Origin of the sequence: Microbacterium sp. bgisy189 (assembly GCF_965345345.1) — a bacterium.
In the GTDB taxonomy this organism is placed as follows: domain Bacteria; phylum Actinomycetota; class Actinomycetes; order Actinomycetales; family Microbacteriaceae; genus Microbacterium.
Genome location: NZ_CBDRMZ010000010.1, coordinates 26696 through 47656, shown reverse-complemented (window position 1 = coordinate 47656; position 20961 = coordinate 26696). Strand labels below are relative to the sequence as shown.

General features: G+C 68.8%; 20 protein-coding genes and 2 tRNA genes. 15 read left to right on the top strand and 7 right to left on the bottom strand.

What is annotated here, in order from left to right:
- Positions 1-25 precede the first annotated feature (25 nt).
- From ACSF8R_RS12365 to ACSF8R_RS12350, 4 genes are read left to right on the top strand one after another with little or no spacing between them, the layout of a single operon-like run.
- Complete coding sequence (locus ACSF8R_RS12365) at positions 26-523, top strand: ribose-5-phosphate isomerase (protein WP_434812177.1); 498 nt, start codon at positions 26-28, stop codon at positions 521-523.
- Positions 523-1518 (top strand): Fpg/Nei family DNA glycosylase, encoded by a 996-nt coding sequence (locus ACSF8R_RS12360; RefSeq protein WP_434812176.1) that lies wholly within the window; start codon positions 523-525, stop codon positions 1516-1518. Before ACSF8R_RS12365 ends, ACSF8R_RS12360 begins: the two co-directional genes overlap by 1 nt.
- 28 nt (positions 1519-1546) lie before the next feature.
- Positions 1547-2200, top strand: coding sequence for an FMN-binding negative transcriptional regulator (locus tag ACSF8R_RS12355; RefSeq protein WP_434812175.1), 654 nt, complete (start codon positions 1547-1549; stop codon positions 2198-2200).
- A complete protein-coding gene (locus tag ACSF8R_RS12350; RefSeq protein ID WP_434812174.1) occupies positions 2197-3696 on the top strand; it encodes an amidohydrolase in 1500 nt (499 codons plus the stop codon). Before ACSF8R_RS12355 ends, ACSF8R_RS12350 begins: the two co-directional genes overlap by 4 nt.
- A 54-nt stretch (positions 3697-3750) precedes the next feature.
- On the opposite strand, the gene ACSF8R_RS12345 is transcribed toward ACSF8R_RS12350, so the two are convergent.
- Positions 3751-4236, bottom strand: coding sequence for a Dps family protein (locus tag ACSF8R_RS12345; RefSeq protein ID WP_434812173.1), 486 nt, complete (start codon positions 4234-4236; stop codon positions 3751-3753).
- Positions 4237-4368: 132 nt separating this feature from the next.
- Between ACSF8R_RS12345 and ACSF8R_RS12340 the strand changes: the two genes are divergently transcribed.
- Positions 4369-4905, top strand: coding sequence for a gamma carbonic anhydrase family protein (locus ACSF8R_RS12340; RefSeq protein ID WP_434812172.1), 537 nt, complete (start codon positions 4369-4371; stop codon positions 4903-4905).
- Positions 4902-6749, top strand: coding sequence for a Na+/H+ antiporter NhaA (gene nhaA, locus ACSF8R_RS12335; protein ID WP_434812171.1), 1848 nt, complete (start codon positions 4902-4904; stop codon positions 6747-6749). The genes ACSF8R_RS12340 and nhaA overlap by 4 nt, the downstream gene beginning before the upstream one ends.
- Before the next feature lie 311 nt (positions 6750-7060).
- Here the strand turns inward: nhaA and ACSF8R_RS12330 are convergent.
- Positions 7061-7134, bottom strand: a tRNA-Gly gene (locus ACSF8R_RS12330).
- 95 nt (positions 7135-7229) lie between these two features.
- On the opposite strand from ACSF8R_RS12330, the gene ACSF8R_RS12325 reads away from it, so the two are divergent.
- The 6 genes from ACSF8R_RS12325 to ACSF8R_RS12300 all read left to right on the top strand — a co-directional run bounded on the left by ACSF8R_RS12325 (position 7230) and on the right by ACSF8R_RS12300 (position 12373).
- Positions 7230-7303 (top strand) — tRNA-Pro (locus tag ACSF8R_RS12325).
- Positions 7304-7376: 73 nt separating this feature from the next.
- A complete protein-coding gene (gene tig / locus ACSF8R_RS12320) occupies positions 7377-8912 on the top strand; it encodes a trigger factor (RefSeq protein ID WP_434812170.1) in 1536 nt (511 codons plus the stop codon).
- A gap of 159 nt (positions 8913-9071) precedes the next feature.
- Complete coding sequence (locus ACSF8R_RS12315) at positions 9072-9656, top strand: ATP-dependent Clp protease proteolytic subunit (RefSeq protein ID WP_434812169.1); 585 nt, start codon at positions 9072-9074, stop codon at positions 9654-9656.
- Between the two features lie 17 nt (positions 9657-9673).
- On the top strand, positions 9674-10348 hold the full coding sequence (locus ACSF8R_RS12310; protein WP_434812168.1) for an ATP-dependent Clp protease proteolytic subunit: 675 nt from the start codon (positions 9674-9676) through the stop codon (positions 10346-10348).
- A 154-nt stretch (positions 10349-10502) separates the two neighbouring features.
- Positions 10503-11771, top strand: a complete 1269-nt coding sequence (gene clpX, locus ACSF8R_RS12305; protein WP_434812167.1) for an ATP-dependent Clp protease ATP-binding subunit ClpX — start codon at positions 10503-10505, stop codon at positions 11769-11771.
- Between the two features lie 38 nt (positions 11772-11809).
- A complete protein-coding gene (locus ACSF8R_RS12300; RefSeq protein ID WP_434812166.1) occupies positions 11810-12373 on the top strand; it encodes a dihydrofolate reductase family protein in 564 nt (187 codons plus the stop codon).
- Here the strand turns inward: ACSF8R_RS12300 and ACSF8R_RS12295 are convergent.
- Positions 12354-12851, bottom strand: coding sequence for a GyrI-like domain-containing protein (locus ACSF8R_RS12295; RefSeq protein WP_434812224.1), 498 nt, complete (start codon positions 12849-12851; stop codon positions 12354-12356). The two genes, ACSF8R_RS12300 and ACSF8R_RS12295, sit on opposite strands and share 20 nt — an antisense overlap.
- Positions 12852-12868: 17 nt before the next feature.
- Positions 12869-14920 carry a M3 family metallopeptidase gene (locus ACSF8R_RS12290; protein WP_434812165.1) on the bottom strand — a complete coding sequence of 684 codons (2052 nt, stop codon included), beginning with the start codon at positions 14918-14920 and terminating at the stop codon, positions 12869-12871.
- Between the two features lie 79 nt (positions 14921-14999).
- Here ACSF8R_RS12290 and ACSF8R_RS12285 point away from each other — a divergent pair, with 79 nt between their 5' ends.
- From ACSF8R_RS12285 to ACSF8R_RS12275, 3 genes are read left to right on the top strand one after another with little or no spacing between them, the layout of a single operon-like run.
- A complete protein-coding gene (locus ACSF8R_RS12285; RefSeq protein ID WP_434812164.1) occupies positions 15000-15632 on the top strand; it encodes a helix-turn-helix domain-containing protein in 633 nt (210 codons plus the stop codon).
- On the top strand, positions 15629-15829 hold the full coding sequence (locus ACSF8R_RS12280) for a hypothetical protein (protein ID WP_434812163.1): 201 nt from the start codon (positions 15629-15631) through the stop codon (positions 15827-15829). Before ACSF8R_RS12285 ends, ACSF8R_RS12280 begins: the two co-directional genes overlap by 4 nt.
- On the top strand, positions 15826-17136 hold the full coding sequence (locus tag ACSF8R_RS12275; RefSeq protein ID WP_434812162.1) for an MFS transporter: 1311 nt from the start codon (positions 15826-15828) through the stop codon (positions 17134-17136). Before ACSF8R_RS12280 ends, ACSF8R_RS12275 begins: the two co-directional genes overlap by 4 nt.
- Before the next feature lie 126 nt (positions 17137-17262).
- Here ACSF8R_RS12275 and ACSF8R_RS12270 read toward each other — a convergent pair whose 3' ends face one another.
- The 3 genes from ACSF8R_RS12270 to ACSF8R_RS12260 all read right to left on the bottom strand — a co-directional run bounded on the left by ACSF8R_RS12270 (position 17263) and on the right by ACSF8R_RS12260 (position 20799).
- Positions 17263-17493, bottom strand: a complete 231-nt coding sequence (locus tag ACSF8R_RS12270; protein ID WP_434812161.1) for a hypothetical protein — start codon at positions 17491-17493, stop codon at positions 17263-17265.
- Positions 17490-20066, bottom strand: coding sequence for a valine--tRNA ligase (valS, locus tag ACSF8R_RS12265; protein WP_434812160.1), 2577 nt, complete (start codon positions 20064-20066; stop codon positions 17490-17492). The genes ACSF8R_RS12270 and valS overlap by 4 nt, the downstream gene beginning before the upstream one ends.
- A gap of 79 nt (positions 20067-20145) precedes the next feature.
- Positions 20146-20799 carry a hypothetical protein gene (locus tag ACSF8R_RS12260; RefSeq protein WP_434812159.1) on the bottom strand — a complete coding sequence of 218 codons (654 nt, stop codon included), beginning with the start codon at positions 20797-20799 and terminating at the stop codon, positions 20146-20148.
- Between the last annotated feature and the right edge of the window lie 162 nt (positions 20800-20961).

The window sequence follows — 20961 nt, the reverse complement described above, 5'->3', positions numbered from 1 at the left end:
GGACCTTCTCCCTAGGATTGTGAGCATGCGGATCCACATCGCCACCGACCACGCCGGACTCGAGTTCTCCACGCAGCTGCAGCAGCACCTGGCCGCGCAGGGCCACGACGTGATCGACCACGGTCCGGTTTCGTACGACCCGCTCGATGACTATCCCTCGTTCTGCATTCGCGCAGCGCAGGCGGTCGTCGAGGACCAGGCCGCCGGTGCGCAGGCGCTCGGGGTGGTCTTCGGCGGGTCGGGCAACGGCGAGCAGATCGCGGCGAACAAGGTCCGCGGCATCCGCGCCGCGTTGGTCTGGAACCTCTCGACGGCGGAACTCGCGCGCGAGCACAACGACGCGAACGTCATCGCGATCGGTGCGCGCCAGCACACCTTCGACGAGGCCGTGTCGTTCATCGACCGCTTCATCGCGACGCCGTTCCCGGGCGAGGAGCGCCACGTGCGGCGCATCGGTCAGCTCGCGGCGTACGAGACCGACGGCTCGCTCGAGCCGGACCCCCGCGCCCCGCAGGTCCACTGATGCCCGAGGGGCATTCCGTCCACCGCATCGCGCGCCAGTTCGACCGCAACATCGTCGGGCGCACGGTCCAGGCCTCCAGCCCGCAGGGCAGGTTCGCCGAGGGCGCGGCCGTGCTCGCCGGACGGGAAGCGACCGAGGTCCGTGCGGTCGGCAAGCAGATGTTCCTCGGGTTCGAGGATGATGTGTGGCTCCGCGTACACCTGGGTATGTACGGCGCGTGGGATTTCGCAGGCGAGATCCTCGTCGACCCGACGATCGCGTCTGCGAACGGGCGGATGGGGCAGACCAATCAGCGGGGGACCGACCTCGACCAGGTCTTCGACGACGCCGGAGAGAATTCGCTGACGTCGATCGGCGCGCCCCGTCGCACTCGCGTCCACGTGCGGATGAGCGAACAGACCACGGGGCTCGCGGACGACGGCGACCTCTGGCCGCCGGCGGTCGTCGGTCAGGTGCGGCTGCGTCTGCTCACCGACGTCACGTGCGCCGACCTGCGCGGACCGACCGCGTGCGAACTGCAGAGCCCCGACGAGGTCGCGGCGACCATCGCCAAGCTCGGCCCCGACCCGCTCGTCGACGACGTCGACGCCGGAGAGGAACGCTTCACCGCCACCGTGCGTCGCAAGCCCACACCGATCGGTCTGCTGCTGATGGACCAGAGCGTCGTCAGCGGCATCGGCAACGTCTACCGCGCCGAACTGCTCTTCCGCGCCGGCCTCGATCCCCACACGCCCGGTCGCGATGTACCCGAGGAGACCGTCCGCGGACTGTGGCGCGACTGGGTCCGTCTGCTCGCCATCGGCGTCGAGACCGGCCAGATGATGACGATGGACGATCTGGATGCCGAGGCGTATCGGCGGGCGATGGCGAGCCGCGACGATCGCCATTGGGTCTACCACCGCACCGGGCTGCCCTGCCGGGTGTGCGGAACCGCCATCGTGCTCGAGGAGATGGCGACGAGGAAGCTGTACTGGTGCCCGAGCTGCCAACGTTGAGCGTCGGGGGGACAGAAGGAGCGACGGCATGAGGCAGAACCCCAGTTTCGCGATGACCGACGTCCGCGAACTGCGCCGCGTCATCGAAGAGAACCCCTGGATGACCCTCGTCGCGACGGGCGCCGAGGGTCTGGTCGCGTCGCACTACGCGGTGCTGCTCGACGAGGCACGCGACGATCTCACCATCGTCGGACACGTCGGCCGGCCCGACGATCTGTTGCTGGGGCTCGGCACCGGCGCCGAACTGCTGGTCATCGCGCAAGGCCCCCACGGCTACATCTCACCGGGCTGGTACGAGCCGGGCCCGAACGTTCCCACATGGAACTTTGTGACGGTGCACCTGTCGGGCGTGCCCGAAGTGCTCGCAGCGGAGGAGAACCTGCGGGTGCTCGACCGACTCGTCATGCGCTTCGAGTCCGGGATGGCGCAGCCGCACCTCATGTGGGAGCCGCCGAACGACGAGGACTACGTGCGAAGGATGGAGCGTGGCACCGTCGGATTCCGTCTGACGCCCACCAAGGTCGTCGCCAAACGCAAACTCAGTCAGAACAAGAGCGACGTCAGCGTAGATCAGGTCATCGCGGCGCTGGAATCCGGGGCGTCGCCGTATGCCGACCCGCGACTTGCGGGCGAGATGCGCCGCGCGCACGAGTCGATGCGCGCCGCGCGGGCGCAGTCGTGACCGCCGAACACGGTTCGCAGGTCGACGTCGTCGCCGACGTGCGATTGACGGGCTCCGACAGGCTGGACCCGTTCGGTGACGACGTCGTCGACGTGCACCTGCGTGACGGTCGCGTCATCGACATCGCACCGGCGGGCGCGCTCCCGCGCGCAGGCGTTGTCCTCGATGGTGCCGGTGGCTGGCTGATCCCCGGGCTTTGGGATCATCACGTGCACACCGTGCAGTGGGCCCTCGTCGCTCAGCGGGTGCCGCTCGGCGACGCGACCTCCGCCGCTGACGCCGCGGCGCGGATGGGCGGCGCACCCGCGCTCGACGACGGTCGACGTGTCGGCACCGGCTTCCGTGATGCCCTGTGGCCGGACCGCCCGACGCGCGCAATGCTCGATGCCGTCACTGCGGACGTGCCGACGTATCTCATCAACGCCGACGTGCACAGCGTCTGGCTGAACACCGCTGCGTTCGCCCGCGAACAGCTCGCCGCGACCGAGGATGGGATGCTTCGCGAGGAGCCCGCGTTCGAGATCTCGCGGCGGCTCAACGCCGTCGATCCAGCGGTGGGGGACCGCTTCGTCACCGAGGCCCTCGCCCGCGCCGCTGCGCTGGGGATCGTGGGAATCGTCGACCTCGACATGGCGTGGAACGCGGAAGCGTGGACACGGCGCCTCGCGCAGGGGTTCGATTCGACGCGTATCCGGTTCGGTGTCTACCCGGCGCTGCTCGAGCGCGCCATCTCCGAGGGGCTCGCCACCGGTGACGCTCTCGACCCCGCGGGGCTCGTCCGGATGGGGCCGCTCAAGCTCATCACCGACGGCTCCCTCGGCACCCGCACGGCGGCGTGTTCGCACCACTACCCGGGCGATCCGGGCAACCGAGGGCTGCTGACGATCGCGCCGGACATCCTCGGCGAGCTCCTCACCCGCGCGACCGGTGCGGGGCTCGAGGTCGCGGTTCACGCGATCGGCGACCTCGCCAACACGCACGCCCTCGACGCGTTCGCCGCAACGGGGGCGCAGGGCACGATCGAGCACGCGCAGCTGGTGGCCCACGCCGACATCGCCCGCTTCGCGCGCCTCGGTGTCGGTGCCAGCGTGCAGCCCGAGCATGCGGTGGACGACCGCGACCTCACCGACACGATCTGGGCTGAGCAGACGGCGCTGCCGTATCCGCTGCGCGCCTTGGCCGATGCCGGAGCGAACCTGCTGTTCGGCTCCGATGCGCCGGTCGCACCACTGGACCCCTGGGCGGCGATGGCCGCCGCGGTCTTCCGCACGCGCGGGGGACGGCCCGCCTGGCGACCCGATCAGGCATTGGATGCTGCGACTGCCCTCGCGGCATCCACCAGTGGAGGCTCAGTCACGGGGTCGACGGTGAACGCGGGCGACGTCGCCGACCTCGCGGTGATCGACCGCGATCCACTCAGCGCCGACGAGCCCTCGCTGCGCGCGACGGGCACCGCGGCGACCCTGCTCGGCGGTCGACTGACGCACCTGTCCTGAACGAGACAACGCGCCCCGAACCGTTCAGGTCCGGGGCGCGTTGTCTCGTTCGGTTCAGCTGGCGAGGTGCGCCGAGAGGAACCAGCGGTCCTTCTCGAGCGCCGCCTTGATGCCGATGACGATGTCCTGGCTCGTCAGGTCGATCTCGTCGAGTCCGTCGATCGCGGCCTGCACATCTGCGAGCACCGCGTCGATGTCGCCGACGATCGCGACGATCTCGTCCTGCCACTGCGCGAAGCCTGCGGGCACGGTGGTCGCCTTCACCTTGTCTGCGACCGTGCTCACGCGGGCGTCGATCGGCAGGCCGAGGGCGACGATGCGCTCAGCGGCCTGGTCGGCGGCGTTCTGCGCATTGGCGACCACCGTGTCGAGCAGCTCGTGGATCGCGATGAAGTTCGCGCCGCGGACGTTCCAGTGGGCCTGCTTGCCGTTGACGGCGAGGGCCTGCAACCCGAGAACGACGGGGGTGAGGAACTGGGCTGTTCCCGCGGCGACCTCGGGGTCGGCAGCGGTCATGGGGATGGTGTGGGTCTTCGTCATGTCTTCTCGCCTCCGTTCGGCGGGGTCGTGCCCCGCTGTTGACTCCAACGCTACTCGCGCGAGAACATTCCGCAAGCAAGCAAAGGCTCGGCTTACCGGGCCTTTTCCGCCCGGCAAGGTTAGGCTCAGCTCATGACGATCGCCGACGACGCCCGCATCCTCACCGTCGGCGGGAAGACGCCACACCTGCACGAGACGAGCTTCGTCGCGTCGGGTGCGCGCCTGGTCGGCGAGGTCACCCTGGAAGAGGGATCCAGCGTCTGGTACAACGCGGTCGTCCGCGGCGACAGCGCCCCCATCACGCTCGGACGAGGCAGCAACCTGCAGGACAACGTGTCGGTGCACGTGGATGCCGGCCATCCCGTCGTCATCGGCCGCGATGTCTCCGTCGGCCACAACGCCGTCGTGCACGGGTGCGTCATCGGCGACGGGTCGCTCATCGGCATGGGGAGCGTCGTCCTCTCCGGCGCACGCATCGGCGCGGGGTGCCTCATCGCCGGCGGTGCCGTCGTCCTCGAGGGCGCGGAGATTCCCGACGGCTCGCTCGTCGCGGGCGTGCCGGCCAAGGTACGCCGGGCGCTCACCGACGACGAACGTGCCGGCATCCTTCGCAACGCGCAGATCTACCGTGAGCACTCGTCGGCGCACGCCGGGGCGGCCGACGCGTGAGCGGCGAGGTGCAGCCGACGCTCCAAGCACGCATCCACGCGAAGAAGAAGAATCTGTCGAACGATCAGGTCTCGGCGGCGCTCATGCTCGTCGGCGTCGCGATCGCACTGCTGTGGGCGAACGTCGGGCCGTTGCACGCCTATGAGGAGTTCTGGGAGCTCCCCATCGAACTGGTGGCTGGTGACTTCCAGCTGCACTTCACGTTGCACGAGCTCGTGAACGACCTGTTGATGACGCTGTTCTTCTTCCTCATCGGGCTCGAGGTCAAACGCGAGCTCCTGTTGGGTGAGCTGACCGACCGCTCCCGTGCCATCGTGCCGATCGCGGCGGCCGTGGCCGGGCTGGTCGTGCCCGCACTGCTCTTCGTGCTGATCGCCGGCCGCACCGACGAGGCCGACGCCTGGGGCATCGTGATCTCGACCGACACCGCGTTCCTGCTGGGTGCGCTCGCGATCATCTCGCCGCGCTTCCCGGCGCGGTTGCGGGTGTTCCTGCTCACCCTCGCGGTCATCGACGATGTCGGCGCGCTGCTCGTCATCGGCGTCTTCTACAGCTCGGGCCTCGCCGTCTGGCCACTCGTCGTCGCGGTGCTCTTGATGGCTGCGCTGGTCGCCGTGCGCTACCTGCCCGCAGGTCAGGGTGCGGCGTACCTCGTGATCGGTGTCGCACTGTGGGCAGCGGTCGACATGTCGGGGATCCACGCGACACTCGCCGGCGTCGCCGTCGCGCTCATCATTCCGGTCTTCGCCCCGCGTCGCGCCCAGGTGGAGCGAACCGCCGATCTGACCCGGGCGTTCCGCGAGTCGCCGAGTCCCGGGTACGCGCGGGCGGTGACGCGCAGCCTCCGGCAATCGCTCTCGCTGAACGAACGGATCGACGAGAGCTGGCGACCGTACGTGTCCTTCCTCGTGCTCCCGCTGTTCGCCCTCGCCAACGCCGGCGTGCGCATCACCGGCGACACGCTCGCCGCAGCGGTCGCCTCACCGTTGGCATGGGCGATCATCGTCGGCCTCGTCCTGGGCAAGTTCATCGGCATTACCGGAGTGACCGCGGCGATGGTGGCGCTGCGCAAGGGCACGCTCGCGCCCGGGCTCGGCCTCAACCGCGTCGCCGGGGGAGCGGCCCTGTCGGGCATCGGCTTCACGATCTCGCTGTTCATCGTGCCGATCGCCATCGAAGACCACGACACGCAGGACATCGCCCGCATCGCCGTGCTCGCGGCATCCGTCATCGCCTTCGTGCTGGGCTGGGTCGTCATCACGATCGGCGACCGCATCCGCCCGCCGCGTCCGGTCGGCGCCGTGCTCGCACGCCCGATCGACATGGAACGCGACCACGTGCGCGGACCCGCCGACGCGAAGTACTCGCTGGTGGAGTACGGCGACTTCGAGTGCCCGTTCTGCAGCCGCGCGACAGGGTCTGTGGATGCCGTCTTCGCGCATTTCGGCGACGACATCCGCATCGCATGGCGGCATCTGCCGCTCGACGGGCCGCACCCGCACGCGCAGCAGGCGGCGCAGGCCGTCGAGGCGGCAGCCCGCCAGGGCAGGTTCCCCGAGATGTACACCTGCCTGTTCAACAACCAGGATCGGCTCGGGCGCGAGGATCTCTTCGACCACGCCTCACATCTCGGGCTCGACATGGACCGATTCGCTGAGGACTTCGACTCGCCCGAAGTCGCCCACCGCATCGAGGACGACCGGCTCGATGCCGAGATCATGGACATCAGCGGCACACCGACGTTCTTCGTCAACGGCAAGCGGCACAAGGGCCCGTTCGACTCCGACACGCTCATCCGCGCGATCGAGGGACGACCAGGGGAGCGGCCGTCGCTGCTCGGCTGATCCCGCGATGGTCGCCGGGCGGTGAGTCCGGCATTCCGCGATGAGTCCCACCGCGGTGAACGTCCGACTCACGCTGGAATCAGGGACTCGCAGCCGTGGTCAATCCCTCGTTCCCCCACACGAAAGTCCTCCCGCCCGGCCTGCTGCCGAACGTGAGGACATTGGAGGGGGTGACGGGAATCGTCCCCACCGCCACTCCACACGCCGCTGCGCGGCGCGCGGAGCCTCGGGCGGCGTGGGCCCACCCAAGGGTTCGATTCGCATCAACACGAATGTCCCGCTGCACACCCTGCGGGTGCACATCGGGACATTGGAGGGGGTGACGGGAATCGAACCCGCGCAATCAGTTTGGAAGACTGAGACTCTACCATTGAGCTACACCCCCGCAGCAGCATGCGCTGCGGCATCCTGACGAGTCTACAGGGCGTTGTCGGCTAGACTGACCAATGGCCGTTTTTCGGCGCTCGCCTCGTGCGCGCCCGGGGCGTAGCTCAGCTTGGTAGAGCGCCCGCTTTGGGAGCGGGAGGCCGCAGGTTCAAATCCTGTCGCCCCGACAACGACCCCCCAAGACCGAAGACCGACCGTGCGCGCTCGCGCGCGGACGCATCCACAAGGAGAACCAAGAGCATGGTCACGAGCACCGTCGAGACGCTCAGCCCCACCCGGGTCAAGCTGCACATCACGGTCACCCCGGACGAGCTGAAGCCCAGCATCGCCCACGCGTACGAGCACATCGCGAAGGACGTGCAGATCCCCGGCTTCCGCAAGGGCAAGGTCCCCGCTCCGATCATCGACCAGCGCATCGGTCGCGGCGCCGTCATCGAGCACGCCGTCAGCGAAGGCCTCGACACCTTCTATCGTGAAGCCGTCCAGGCCAACGAGGTTCGCATCGTCGGCCGCCCGTCGGCCGAGGTCGTCGAGTGGCCCAACGAGAAGGACTTCTCGGGCGACCTCAAGGTCGAGGTCGAGGTCGACGTCCGACCCGAGTTCGAACTGCCCTCCTACGACAAGATCACCCTCACCGTCGACGCTGTCGAGACCGACGACGCCGCCGTGGATGAGGAGCTCGACCGCCTGCGCGGGCGCTTCGGCACCCTCGTGACCGTCGACCGCCCGGCCGCCACCGGCGACTTCGTGGAGCTCGACCTCGTCGCCACGATCGACGGCAACGAGATCGACCGTGCCGAGGGCGTCTCGTACGAGGTCGGCTCGGGCGAACTGCTCGAGGGCATCGACGAGGCCATCGACTCGCTGACCGCCGGCGAGGACACCACCTTCCGCTCGAAGCTCGTCGGCGGCGACCACGCCGGTGAAGAGGCCGAAGTCTCGGTCACCGTCAAGGCCGTCAAGGAGCGCGAGCTGCCCGAGGCCGACGACGACTTCGCGCAGATCGCGAGCGAGTTCGACACCATCGCGGAGCTGCGCGAGAGCCTCGTCGAGCGCGTCTCGCAGCAGGGCGTGTTCGCGCAGGGCAACGCCGCGCGCGACAAGCTCATCGAGGCCTTCATCGAGCAGACCGACATCCCCGTGCCGGCGCAGCTGGTCGAGGACGAGGTGCACGCCCACCTCGAGGGCGAAGGCCGTCTCGAGGACGACGAGCACCGCGCCGAGGTCACCGAGGCGAGCGAGAAGCAGTTCCGCACGCAGATGATCCTCGACAAGATCGCCGAGGCACACAAGGTGCAGGTCTCGCAGGACGAGCTCACCCAGTACCTCATCCAGTCCTCGCAGCAGTACGGCATGGCTCCGCAGGAGTTCGTCGATGCGCTGCAGCAGGGTGGCCAGCTGCCGCTCATGATCGGCGAGGTCGCGCGCAACAAGGCGATCGCCGTTGCGCTGGGCAAGGTCACCGTCGTCGACACCGCCGGCAAGCCCGTCGACCTGACCGGCTTCGTCGCCGTCGAGGACGAGGCTGAAGAGGGCGCCGAGGAGGCGCCCGCCGAGAAGCCCGCGAAGAAGCCCGCTGCGAAGAAGGCCCCCGCCAAGAAGGCCGACGACGCCGACGCACCGGCCGAGAAGAAGGCTCCCGCGAAGAAGCCCGCCGCCAAGAAGGCCCCGGCCAAGAAGGCCGACGACGCCGACGCACCGGCCGAGAAGAAGGCTCCGGCCAAGAATCCGGCCGCCAAGAAGGCTCCCGCGAAGAAGGCTGCCGACGCGGAGTGATCCCATCGAACGAAGGGCGGATGCTGCGGCATCCGCCCTTCGTCGTTCCCACCATCCGCCCGGCCGCGCCACGCACTCCGCCGACGGCGAACACGGCCGGTGGCTCGTCGCCGCGTCGGTAGATTCGTCGGTGAACGACACATCGGAACGGGAGCACCCATGGCTGAACCCCTCATGGCTCAGAGCGTCTTCGACAGACTGCTCAAGGACCGCATCATCTGGCTCGGGTCGGAGGTGCGCGACGAGAACGCGAACGAGATCTGCGCGAAGATCCTCCTGCTCGCCGCCGAGGACTCCGAGAAGGACATCTACCTCTACATCAATTCGCCCGGCGGCTCGATCACGGCGGGTATGGCGATCTACGACACGATGCAGTTCGTGCCGAACGACATCGTCACCGTCGGCATCGGCATGGCGGCCTCCATGGGCCAGCTGCTGCTGACGAGCGGCACCAAGGGCAAGCGGTACATCACGCCGAACGCCCGCGTCCTGCTGCACCAGCCGCACGGCGGGTTCGGTGGCACCGCGAGCGACATCCAGACGCAGGCGCAGCTCATCCTCGACATGAAGAAGCGTCTGGCCGAGATCACCGCGGCCCAGACCGGCAAGTCCGTCGAGCAGGTCAACGCCGACGGTGACCGCGACCGCTGGTTCACCGCCGACGAAGCCCTCGAGTACGGCTTCGTCGACCACATCCGCGAATCCGCCACCGATGTCATCGGTGGCGGCGGCACCGAGAACTGAACCGGAGGACCCTCACGATGAACACCCCATCCTTCGCGATGCCCGGAGCCGCAGGTGGCGTGCAGCTGCCCTCGAGCCGCTACATCCTGCCGCAGTTCGAAGAGCGCACGGCATACGGCTACAAGCGCCAGGACCCGTACAACAAGCTGTTCGAGGACCGCGTGATCTTCTTGGGCGTGCAGGTCGACGACGCCTCGGCCGATGACGTCATGGCGCAGCTGCTCGTGCTCGAGAGCCAGGACCCCGACCGAGACATCGTCATGTACATCAATTCGCCCGGTGGCTCCTTCACCGCCATGACGGCGATCTACGACACGATGCAATACGTCTCGCCGCAGATCCAGACGGTCGTGCTCGGACAGGCGGCCTCCGCTGCGTCGGTGCTGCTCGCGGCCGGCGCTCCCGGCAAGCGCCTCGCGCTGCCGAATGCCCGGATCCTCATGCACCAGCCCGCCGTCGGTGAGGCCGGGCACGGTCAGGCATCCGACATCGAGATCCAGGCTGCCGAGATCCTGCGCATGCGCACGTGGCTGGAGGAGACCATGGCGCGTCACACGAAGAAGTCGCAGGAGGAGGTCCACAAGGACATCGACCGCGACAAGATCCTGTCGGCGAACGACGCGCTCGAGTACGGCATCGTCGACCAGGTGCTCACGTCGCGCAAGCGGCAGCAGGCCTCGATCGCTTCCTGATCCGCACACGCAAACGCCCCCGCCATCCGGTGGGGGCGTTCGCGTGTGCGGAGTGCGGCGAACCGGCCACAATCCACAGAAGTGTCGGTGTCTGAGGTTAGGCTCGGAGGTGCACCGCACGACCGGCGAACGTCGGAACACCAAGGAGGAGTGCATGGCTCGCATCGGTGAGAGCGCCGACCTGTTCAAATGCTCCTTCTGTGGAAAGAGCCAGAAGCAGGTCCAGCAGTTGATCGCGGGCCCCGGCGTCTACATCTGCGACGAGTGCGTTGAGCTGTGCAACGAGATCATCGAAGAGCGCATGGCCGAATCGGCCGACGGCGCCGTCGCCGAATTCGACCTCCCGAAGCCGCGCGAGATCTTCTCGTTCCTCGAGGAGTACGTCGTCGGGCAGGATGCCGCCAAGCGCGCCCTCTCCGTCGCCGTCTACAACCACTACAAGCGCGTGCGTGCGCACACCGTCATCCAGCCCGCAGAGCAGCGCGCCGAAGAGGTCGAGATCGCGAAGAGCAACATCCTGCTGCTCGGGCCGACCGGTTGCGGCAAGACCTACCTCGCGCAGACGCTCGCAAAGCGCCTCAACGTGCCGTTCGCCGTCGCCGACGCCACCGCCCTCACCGAGGCTGGCTACGTGGGTGAGGATGTCGAGAACATCCTCTTGAAGCTCCTGCAGGCAGCCGACTTCGATGTGAAGCGGGCAGAGACGGGCATCATCTACATCGACGAGGTCGACAAGATCGCCCGCAAGGCGGAGAACCCCTCCATCACCCGCGACGTGTCGGGGGAGGGCGTGCAGCAGGCGCTCCTGAAGATCCTCGAGGGCACCGTCGCCTCGGTGCCGCCGCAGGGCGGGCGCAAGCACCCGCACCAGGAGTTCATCCAGATCGACACGACGAACGTCTTGTTCATCGTCGCCGGTGCCTTCGCAGGCCTTGAAGAGATCATCTCGTCGCGCGTGGGCAAGCACGGCGTCGGCTTCGGCGCCCCGCTGCACGACAAGGGTCAGGATCTCGAACTCTTCAGCGAGGTGCAGCCCGAAGACCTGCACAAGTTCGGTCTGATCCCCGAGTTCATCGGCCGTCTGCCGGTCGTCACTGCGGTCTCACCGCTCGGGCAGGATGCGCTCATCCAGATCCTCACCGGGCCGAAGAACGCGTTCGTCAAGCAGTACCAGCGCATGTTCCAGCTCGACGGCGTGGAGCTCGAGTTCGAAGACGATGCGCTCCGTGCGATCGCCGACCTCGCCATGGAGCGCAAGACGGGCGCTCGCGGACTGCGCGCCATCCTCGAAGAAGTGCTCGGGCCGATCATGTTCGAGATCCCGTCGACCGAAGACGTCGACAAGGTGATCGTCACCCGGGCATCGGTCACTGACGGTGCGGCACCGACGCTCGTCCTCCGCCAGAAGCGCAAGAGCGCCTGAGCCGTTCCCTGTCCGAACCCCCGCATAGGGTGGCCGGCATGGGACGCATCATCTTCGACACTGCGACGACGATCAACGGCTGGATCGCCGACGAGCAGAACTCCCTCGCGTGGTTGTTCGCCGTCGACGGCGGCACGACGCCGGACGACGAAGTGCTGCCGACCAACGCGGGCGTGCTGGTCGAGGGCTCCACGACCTACGAGTGGGTGCTCGCCGAATCCGACATCCTGAACCATCCTGAGAAGTGGCATGACTTCCACGGCGATCGGCCGACATTCGTGTTCACCAACCGCGACCTCCCGGTACCCGACGGAGCCGATGTGACCTTCCTCCGCGGCAACGTCGCAGACGCTTTGCCGCAGCTGCGCGCGGCGGCGGGAGAGAAGGACATCTGGGTGGTCGGCGGGGGAGACCTCGCGGGCCAATTCGTCGACGCCGGTGCGCTCGACGAGATCGCCGTCTCGATCGCCCCGGTGCTGCTCACCGGCGGGGCGCCACTGCTGCCGCGTCGCGTCGAATCCGACCGGTTGCGACTGGTCTCGGCGAAGGCGGTCGGGCAGTTCGCCCGCGTCGTCTACGCGGTCACACCGCCGTCGGCATGATGAGGTCGGTGCGCAGTTCGTCGGCCGGTGTGTCTGTCGGGTCCGACACATAGACCTCGATCCAAGTGCCGGCGGGATGGATCCCGCGCTGCGCTGCGCGATCCACGAGACCGCCCCATCCGCTGCCCAGCCCGTCGTAGGAGCCGATGTGCGTCGTCGCGACCGCGGCGCCGGCGGGCAGGGATGACGGCGTGATGAGCACGCCGCCCTCACCGGGCAGGGGATCGGTCAGCGGCGTCGCGACAGGGAACGCGATCTCGAGGTCGAACGTCGCCATCGGGTCACCGTGATAGATCGCGACGGCCGGTCCGATCGGGGTGACGACGCCGCCTGCGGCCGCAGCACCCAGAGCCCCGAAGCCCGCATCGAACAGGCGCGTCAGGTCGGCGATCGTGACACCGTCGTGGCGCACCGCCGCCAGCGGCAGGGGAGCGAGGTCCAAGTCGTCCGCGGGACCATAGGGGGTGTCGGCGAGCATGGTCACGTCCGTTCTGGTCAGGAATCGAGTCCGCGGCGGGCCAGCAGCGGCGCGATGTCGGCATCGCGCCCCCGGAAGTCGCGGTAGGCCTCGAGCGGATCCTTCGATCCGCCCACGCCCAGCAGCCGTTCCCGGAACCGGTCGCCGCCTGCGCGCGTCAGCCCGCCGTTCTCATGGAACCACTCCACAGTGTCGGCGTCGAGCACCTCGCTCCAGATGTACGAGTAGTACCCCGCGCTGTATCCGCCGCTGAACACGTGCGCGAAGTAAGTCGACGAGTAGCGCGTCGGCACGACGGGGTTGTCCAGGCCGATGTCGGCGAGGGCCGCCGCTTCGAACGCGGCGACGTCGGTCACCGCGGCCGCCTCCGCGGCGGACAAGGAGTGCCACGCCTGATCGAGCCACGCGGCCGCGAGGTACTCGCTGGTGGCGAATCCCTGATTGAACACCTCGGATGCGCGCAGCTTCTCCACGACCGCTGCCGGCAGGGGCTCGTCGGTGTCGATGTGGCGCGCGTAGGCGGTGAGGATCTCGGGCCAGTAGATCCACATCTCGTTGACCTGGCTGGGGAACTCGACGAAGTCGCGGAACACCGCCGTACCAGCGAAGTGCGGGTAGGTGACCGTCGCGAACAGGCCGTGCAGCGCGTGGCCGAACTCGTGGAACAGCGTCGTCACCTCATCGAGGGTGAGCAGCGTGGGGCTGCCCGGCGACGGCTGCGGCACATTCAGGTTGTTCACGACGACCGGTCGCGTGCCACGCAACGCGTTCTGGTCGACGATCGAGTTCATCCACGCACCGCCGCGCTTGGTGTCGCGAGTGTAGAGGTCGAGCACGTACAGGCCGAGCTCGCTGCCGTCAGGGTTGTGCAGCTCGAACACCCGGGTATCGGGGTGGTATCCGGGCAGGTCGTCGCGCTCGGAGAACGTCACGCCGTACAGCTCGCTCGCCGCGCGGAAGACGCCGTCCTGCAGCACGCGCTCGGCTTCGAACCAGGGGCGAAGCGCCGTGCGATCGAGGTCGTACTCGGCCTGGCGCACCTTCTCGGTGTAAAACGCCCAGTCGTGCGCCTCGAGCGGGAACGGCTCGGCGCCGGCGTCGATGATCGCCTGCAGCGCCGCCTGCTCGCGTCGCGCGTTCGCCGCAGCGGGGGCGGCGAGGCGGCGCAGCAGCGCGTGGACGGCTTCGGGGGAGCCGGCCGTTTCGTCGCTCGTGATGTAGGCGGCGTGCGAGGCGTACCCGAGCAGCTCTGCCCGTTCGGCCCGCAGCCGCACGATCTCGAGCAGCACCTCACGGTTGTCGTTCGCGTTGCCGCGCGACCCGCGACTGCGCGACGCGTCGAGCAGTCGACGGCGGCTCTCGCGCGAGGTCAGCGACGACAGGTGGGGATGCCCTGTGAACAGCGTCAGCGAGACGACGTAGCCGTCGACGCCGCGGGAGCGGGCCGCTGCCGCCGCCGCGGACAGCTCGCCCTCAGTCAGTCCCGCGAGTTCCGCGGCGTCCTCGAAGACGACGGCCAGATCGTTGGTGTCGGCGAGCAGGTGCTTCTCGAACGTCGTCGTCAGCACCGACAGACGCTGATTGAGCTCGGTCAGCCGCGCCTTCTGCGCGTCGTCGAGGGCGGCACCCGCGTGGGTCATCTCGGTGTGGCGTCGTTCGACGAGGTGCCGGTCCTCGCCCTTCAGCCCGAGCGTGTCGCGCGCTTCGTAGACGGTGCGCACGCGTGCGTAGAGGGCGCTGTCGAGTTGGATGGCGTCCTGGTGGGCCGACATGAGCGGCGCGAGCGTCTCTTCGATCTGCTGGATCTCGTCGGTCGCGTCGGCGGAGGACACCGTGTAGAAGGTGCGGGCGACCTGGTTCAGCAACGCGCCCGACTCCTCCCACGCCACGAGCGTGTTCTCGAATGTCGGCGCCGATCGCACCCGCGTAATCGCGCCGATCTCGGCACGGTGCTGCGCGAAGGCCTCCTCGAATGCCGGTAGGTAGTGCTCGGGACGGATGAGACGGTAGTCGGGGAGTCCGTAGGGGAGGGTGGTCGGGCTGAGCAGCGGGTTCGAAGCATCCGTCATCACGCCAGCCTAGAGCCCAGGCGTCGACCGATGCAAAGAAATGCTTGCATATGTGTCTTTGCAAAGATATCTTTGGAACATGACGACCGACGAACCCCGCGACCCGTTCGCCCATGTGCGCATCCTCGACCCGGGCGCGTTGAAGGCGCTGGCGCATCCGATCCGCGTCGAGATCTACGACATCCTGTCGCAGCTCGGTCCGCAGACGGCCAGTTCGCTCGCCGCCCGGCTGGGCGAGTCGTCCGGTGTCACGAGCTACCACCTGCGCGCGCTCGCCAAACACGACCTCATCCAAGAGGTCGAGGGTCGCGGCACCGCCCGAGAACGGTGGTGGGAGCGTCCGCGGGGCAGCGTTTCGTTCGCCAACCCCGAGGCGATGAAGACCCCCGCCGGTCGCGCCGCCAGCCAGGTGGTCATGTCGTCCTACTTCGATCGCCGGCACCGGCAGCTCGCGGACTACCTCGCACACGCCTACGACGTGGAGCCGGAAGAGTGGCAGGAGGCAGCGATGCTCTCCACGACCACGGTGCGCATGACCGCACCGCAGCTGCGCGAACTCGCCCTCAAGTTCTCGGCGCTGCTCGACGAGGCGGCCACAACGTACCGCGACCAGACCGGGCCGGACGTGCGGCCGATCACCGTGCGCGCGGACATGTTCCCGCTTGAGCCCGCCGAAGACGCGGAAGACGTGCACGAAGGAGACCCCCAATGACCACCGCAACCCTCGCCACCGCCGCGTGCCGCCCGGCGCCGACCGTCTTCGAGAGCGTGCTGCTGCGCGCAGCGGCCGCGTCGGAAGCGCTTGTCGAACGGCGCATCGCCCGGCGTTCCGGTCGTCGTCGCGACGACGGTGACGACGCATTGCAGACGCGCGGCGCCGCGCATCGCAGCGGCATCCTGCCGCGATGACGACCACCGTGACGCGCGCGAAGACCCCGCTCGGGCGCGACTTCGGCAAGCTCTGGACCGCGGCCGCCTTCAGCAACCTCGCCGACGGGCTCGGCCGCACCGCCGTACCGCTCGCGGCGACCACCCTGACCACAGATCCGCTGGCGATCTCCGTCATCGGCGCGCTCGCATTCGTCCCATGGCTGCTGTTCGGCCTCCCCGCCGGAATGCTCGTCGACCGGTTCGACCGCCGGGTGCTCATGGCCCTCGCCAACACGATCCGCGGCGGCGTCGCCCTGTGGCTGGCGATCCTCGCCGTCGGCGGCGACCTTTCGCTGACGGCGCTGTTCGCCGCCACGCTCGTCTTCGGGCTCGGCGAGACGCTCTTCGACAACGCGACGAACGCCGTCATCCCGGGCGTCGTGCGCCGCAGCCAGCTCGACCGTGCGAACGGGTGGATGCAGGCGGCCCAGATCACGATCGACAGCTTCGTCGCGACCCCCATCGCCGGCGTGCTGTTCGCGGTCTCGCTGGGCCTACCGCTGTGGTGCGGCGCCGTCGGGTACATCGCCCCGATCGTGCTCGCGCTGCTGCTGCCTGCCGCCGCGGCCCGGCATCTACCGCATCCGGCGCGCGCGGTCGCATCGAATGCCCCGGACATCGCCGTCGGTGCGACCGCGCAGCCGGTTGCGGTCGCCGCGGCGCGCATTCCCGTCCGCGAGGCCCTTCGCTACCTCTGGCGACACCGCTACCTGCGCGCCATGGTCCTGTTCACCTCGGTGATCGGTTCCTGCCTGTCGTTCGCGCAAGCGGTCATCATCCTGTTCTTCCTGGAGACGATGGATGTGCCGGTCGCGGCGATCGGCTTCCTCACCGCCGCCATCGGGCTCGGCGCACTGGGCGGATCCCTCGTCGCCTCCCGACTGGTCGCCCGCTTCGGCCGCGGTCGCATCATGCTGTCGGCGATCCTCGTCTCGGGCACCGCCATGGCCGTCACCGGCCTCGCTCCCAACGTGTGGCTCGCGGTCGCCGCGTTCTCGGTGTCGGCCGCTGCCGTATCGGTGTGGAACGTGCCGTGGGGGAGCCTGCGCCAGCAGATCGTGCCACCGGAGATCTTCGGACGGGTCCTCGGCGTCATCCGGACGCTCACGTGGGGGCTCTTTCCCGTCGCCACCGTGCTGGGCGGGCTCGTCGGCCGCTGGGACCTGCGCGCGCCGTTCGTCATCGGGGGCGCGATCGCGGTGATCGCTGCGCTCATCGCCTCGCGACTGCTCGTCGTCGGGACGCGTGAGGCGGGCGCCGACGCGGTGCCCGATCACGACGACTAGGCTCAGCCGCGTGGGTATCGCCGGCGACAGTCTCTCCTCGGTGTCATACGTGCCGACGTCGGCGGACACCGGTCCGATCGGGCAGGTGACGATTCGCCGGCTCGCGGTGCTGACCTTCGACTGGACCTAGAACTCGTCGAGGTCCTCGCGCACCGTGACCGTCCCGTCGGCCTGCTGCTCGACGAGCACACCGACATCGAGGTCGGCGATTGCGCGCCCCTCGAGGAAGGTGAGCGTCCAGCGCGCCTGTGGGTCATCGCACTCGGCCTCGACGGCGCGGATGTGCGGATGCAGCGCGGCGGGCACCGCGCGCGGGATGTCCGCGCCGATGCTCCACCGCGTGCCGAGCTGCATCATGCCTCCTGCGGCGCCAGCACGACGTCGCTGACGGTGAGCGTGTCGGCGTCGGCGTATGCGATATCGGCGATGCGCCCGACCGCCTTGAGGTCGCCCTCGGCCGAGCGCACGGCATCCAGCACTGCGGCCGGCGCGGCGACCGTGAGCGTGTCCACCGGGGTCTTCTGCGACGCCTTCGCCTCGGTCTTGGCACGACGGATGCCGATGAGCGCGGCGCTCACGGCAGTCAGCACCGCCGGGTCGCCCTCGATCTCGAGCGGGGTCGGCCACGCGGAGGTGTGCACCGACCCCTCCTCGAACCACGACCACGCCTCTTCAGCCGCGAACGCGAGCACGGGGGCGAGCAGGCGCAGCAGCGTCGACAGCGCGAGGCGCAGCGCCAGGGCGGCGGAGGCCTGGCCCGCGTCAGTCTGGTTGTAGGCGCGCTCCTTGACGAGCTCGAGGTAGTCGTCGCAGAAGGTCCAGAAGAACGCTTCGGTCAGCTCCAGCGCCCGGGCGTGGTCGTACGCCTCGAACGCCTTCGTCGCGTCGCGGACGACCTGGTCGAGCGTCGCGAGCATCGACGCGTCGAGCGCGTGCGTGATCTGCGCGCCCTCCGGCACCGGGAACGACAGCACGAACTTGGCCGCGTTGAGCACCTTGATCGCCAGGCGCCGGCCGATCTTGACCTGCGTCGGGTTCTGCGGGTCGAAGGCGGCGTCTGCGCCGAGGCGGCTGGAGGCCGACCAATAGCGCACCGCATCCGTACCGTGCCCCGCGAGGATGTCGGCGGGGGTGACGACGTTGCCCTTCGACTTCGACATCTTCTTGCGGTCGGGGTCGACGATGAAGCCCGAGATCGCGGCATCCGTCCACGGCGCACGGCCGTCTTCGAGCGCCGAGCGCAGCATCGTCGAGAACAGCCAGGTGCGGATGATGTCCTGGCCCTGCGGGCGCACGTCGAAGGGTGCGACGAGGTTCCAGAGCTCGTCGTCACGCTGCCAGCCGCCCGCCAGCTGCGGGGTCAGCGACGACGTCGCCCACGTGTCGAAGATGTCCTGCTCGGCGTCGAACCCGCCCGGCACACCGCGCTGGTCCGCCGTGTAACCGGCAGGCACGTCGATGGTCGGATCGATCGGCAGGCTCGCGTGGTCGGGGGTCAGCACGCGGTCGTAGTCGCGCTCACCGTGCTCGTCGAGGCCGTACCAGACCGGGATCGGCACGCCGAAGAAGCGCTGGCGCGACACGAGCCAGTCGCCGGTGAGACCGCCGACCCAGTTCTCGTACCGCACGCGCATGAAGTCGGGGTGCCAGTCCATGCCCTTGCCGAGCGAGATGAGCGTGTCGCGCAGGTCTTCGTCGCGGGCGCCGTTGCGCACGTACCACTGCCGGGTCGAGACGATCTCGAGGGGGCGGTCGCCCTTCTCGTAGAACTTCACCGGGTGGCTGAAGGGCTTGGAGACCTCGAGCAGTTCGCCCGATCCCTGCAGCTGCTCCACGACCGTCTTTCGCGCGGTGAACACCGTCTTGCCGACGAGCTCCGCATAGGCCGCACGACCGGCATCCGACACGATCGCCTCGGGCATCTCGGCCAGCACGCGGCCGTCCTTGCCGAGGATCGTGCGGTTGGGCAGGTCGAGCTCTCGCCACCAGATGATGTCGGTCACATCACCGAAGGTGCAGACCATCGCGATGCCGGAGCCCTTGTCCTGCTGGGCGAGGGGGTGGGCGAGGATCGGCACCTCGACGTCGAACAGGGGCGTGCGCACCGTCGTGCCGAACAGGCCGCGGTAGCGCTCGTCGTCTGGGTTGGCCACGAGGGCGACACATGCGGCGAGCAACTCGGGGCGGGTCGATTCGATGTGGATGTCGCCGGAGCCATCGCTCTTGTGGAACGCGATGCGGTGGTACGAAGCCTGCTGGTCGCGGTCTTCAAGCTCTGCCTGCGCGATCGCGGAACGGAAATCGATGTCCCACAGCGTCGGCGCGAGCGCCTGGTAAGCCTCACCGCGCTCGACGTTGCGCAGGAACGCCAGCTGGCTCGTGCGGATCGTGTCGTCGGAGATCGTGCGATATGTCTGGGTCCAGTCGACCGACAGGCCGAGCTGGCGGAACAGGTTCTCGAAGTGCTGCTCGTCCTCTTCGGTGAGCGCTTCGCACAGCTCGATGAAGTTGCGACGGCTGATCGGCACCTGGTCGGCGGGCTTCAGGCTCTTCGCGTCACCGTTGAACGGTGGGGTGAAGTCGGCGTCGTAGGGGAGCGAGGGGTCGCAGCGCACGCCGTAGTAGTTCTGCACGCGACGCTCGGTGGGCAGGCCGTTGTCGTCCCAGCCCATCGGATAGAACACGGTCTTGCCGCGCATGCGCTCGAAACGCACCTTCACGTCGGTGTGCGTGTAGCTGAACACGTGGCCGATGTGCAGCGAACCCGACGCGGTCGGGGGAGGCGTGTCGACGGAGAAGACACCGGCGCGGCCCCCTGCCTTCGCTGCGTCGCGGTCGAACAGGTACGTGCCCTGCGCCGCCCACGCGGCATCCCACTTCTGCTCGAGGCCTTCGAGAGCCGGCTTGTCGGGAATCTGCGCATCGGTCATGGGTGTCTCCTCGAGCGATATGTGCGGCACTGTGTGAGCGTGCCTGAATGTGGATTGTGACGCCGAGTCTACCGGGCGGTCAGGCCAGGCGGATGCCGAGGACCGCGGCGAACGACTCGGCGTGCAGCGCCGCCTGCATCGAGGTGAGGGTCGCGCCGCGCAGGCCGCGCGGATCGGTGAACACGGCGGCGTCGAGGCCGCGCAGATCGGTGTCGTCGGCATCCAGTCCGCGGGTGTCGACCTCGTCGACGCGGGTGTCGGCCACGAGCGCGCGGCGCAGCGTCGCCTGGGGGAGATCCCACGTACCGATCGTGCAGTCGCGCAGCGTGAGGTCTGCGACCTTGGCGCCGGCGAACGAGCAGTAGTCCAGGCGCAGCCCGGTGAGGGTGAGGCCGTCGATCTCGGCGTGCCCGAGGTCGAGCGTGCCCATGCGCCCGCCCGTGATCGCCACGTTGTGCCAGCGTCCCTCGCGGGAGGTCAGCGAGACCGCCCGGATGCCGTCGACACGCACGTCAGTGAGCGTCGCACCGACGAGGTCGAACACCTCGACCTGCGGCTGCACGAGCTCGGTCTCGATGAGCCTGGCATGCGCGGCGCGCACCGCACCTTCCAGTCCCGCGACGCGGGCTGCGAACACCTCCTCCCGCGGAGCGAGGAAGGCGACCTCGTCGAGTTCGTCGGGCAGGTCCGGGGTGCAATCGCGCGGCGGTGCTGGTTCGTCTCGACGTGCCATGCCACGACCCTACGCGGCACCCCCACGACGCGTATGATGGAGCGATCAGCACCGATCCGGCCATCACCGGGGAGCTCGCGGAAGAACGCGCCTGTCTCGATACACCGCCTCCAGCGGCACTCGACCACCGGCGCTATTAGAACCGCGCGGGGCAGGCCCGTC

Excerpts from the sequence above, each read along its gene's own strand:
- ACSF8R_RS12345 (WP_434812173.1), bottom strand. The coding sequence starts at position 4,236 with ATGACGAAGACCCACACCATCCCCATGACCGCTGCCGACCCCGAGGTC.
- ACSF8R_RS12355 (WP_434812175.1), top strand. The coding sequence starts at position 1,547 with ATGAGGCAGAACCCCAGTTTCGCGATGACCGACGTCCGCGAACTGCGC.
- ACSF8R_RS12270 (WP_434812161.1), bottom strand. The coding sequence starts at position 17,493 with ATGATGCAGCTCGGCACGCGGTGGAGCATCGGCGCGGACATCCCGCGC.
- valS (WP_434812160.1), bottom strand. The coding sequence starts at position 20,066 with ATGACCGATGCGCAGATTCCCGACAAGCCGGCTCTCGAAGGCCTCGAG.
- ACSF8R_RS12260 (WP_434812159.1), bottom strand. The coding sequence starts at position 20,799 with ATGGCACGTCGAGACGAACCAGCACCGCCGCGCGATTGCACCCCGGAC.
- ACSF8R_RS12285 (WP_434812164.1), top strand. The coding sequence starts at position 15,000 with ATGACGACCGACGAACCCCGCGACCCGTTCGCCCATGTGCGCATCCTC.
- ACSF8R_RS12290 (WP_434812165.1), bottom strand. The coding sequence starts at position 14,920 with ATGACGGATGCTTCGAACCCGCTGCTCAGCCCGACCACCCTCCCCTAC.
- ACSF8R_RS12315 (WP_434812169.1), top strand. The coding sequence starts at position 9,072 with ATGGCTGAACCCCTCATGGCTCAGAGCGTCTTCGACAGACTGCTCAAG.
- ACSF8R_RS12300 (WP_434812166.1), top strand. The coding sequence starts at position 11,810 with ATGGGACGCATCATCTTCGACACTGCGACGACGATCAACGGCTGGATC.
- ACSF8R_RS12310 (WP_434812168.1), top strand. The coding sequence starts at position 9,674 with ATGAACACCCCATCCTTCGCGATGCCCGGAGCCGCAGGTGGCGTGCAG.
- ACSF8R_RS12275 (WP_434812162.1), top strand. The coding sequence starts at position 15,826 with ATGACGACCACCGTGACGCGCGCGAAGACCCCGCTCGGGCGCGACTTC.
- ACSF8R_RS12365 (WP_434812177.1), top strand. The coding sequence starts at position 26 with ATGCGGATCCACATCGCCACCGACCACGCCGGACTCGAGTTCTCCACG.
- ACSF8R_RS12280 (WP_434812163.1), top strand. The coding sequence starts at position 15,629 with ATGACCACCGCAACCCTCGCCACCGCCGCGTGCCGCCCGGCGCCGACC.
- clpX (WP_434812167.1), top strand. The coding sequence starts at position 10,503 with ATGGCTCGCATCGGTGAGAGCGCCGACCTGTTCAAATGCTCCTTCTGT.
- ACSF8R_RS12295 (WP_434812224.1), bottom strand. The coding sequence starts at position 12,851 with ATGCTCGCCGACACCCCCTATGGTCCCGCGGACGACTTGGACCTCGCT.
- ACSF8R_RS12340 (WP_434812172.1), top strand. The coding sequence starts at position 4,369 with ATGACGATCGCCGACGACGCCCGCATCCTCACCGTCGGCGGGAAGACG.
- ACSF8R_RS12360 (WP_434812176.1), top strand. The coding sequence starts at position 523 with ATGCCCGAGGGGCATTCCGTCCACCGCATCGCGCGCCAGTTCGACCGC.
- tig (WP_434812170.1), top strand. The coding sequence starts at position 7,377 with ATGGTCACGAGCACCGTCGAGACGCTCAGCCCCACCCGGGTCAAGCTG.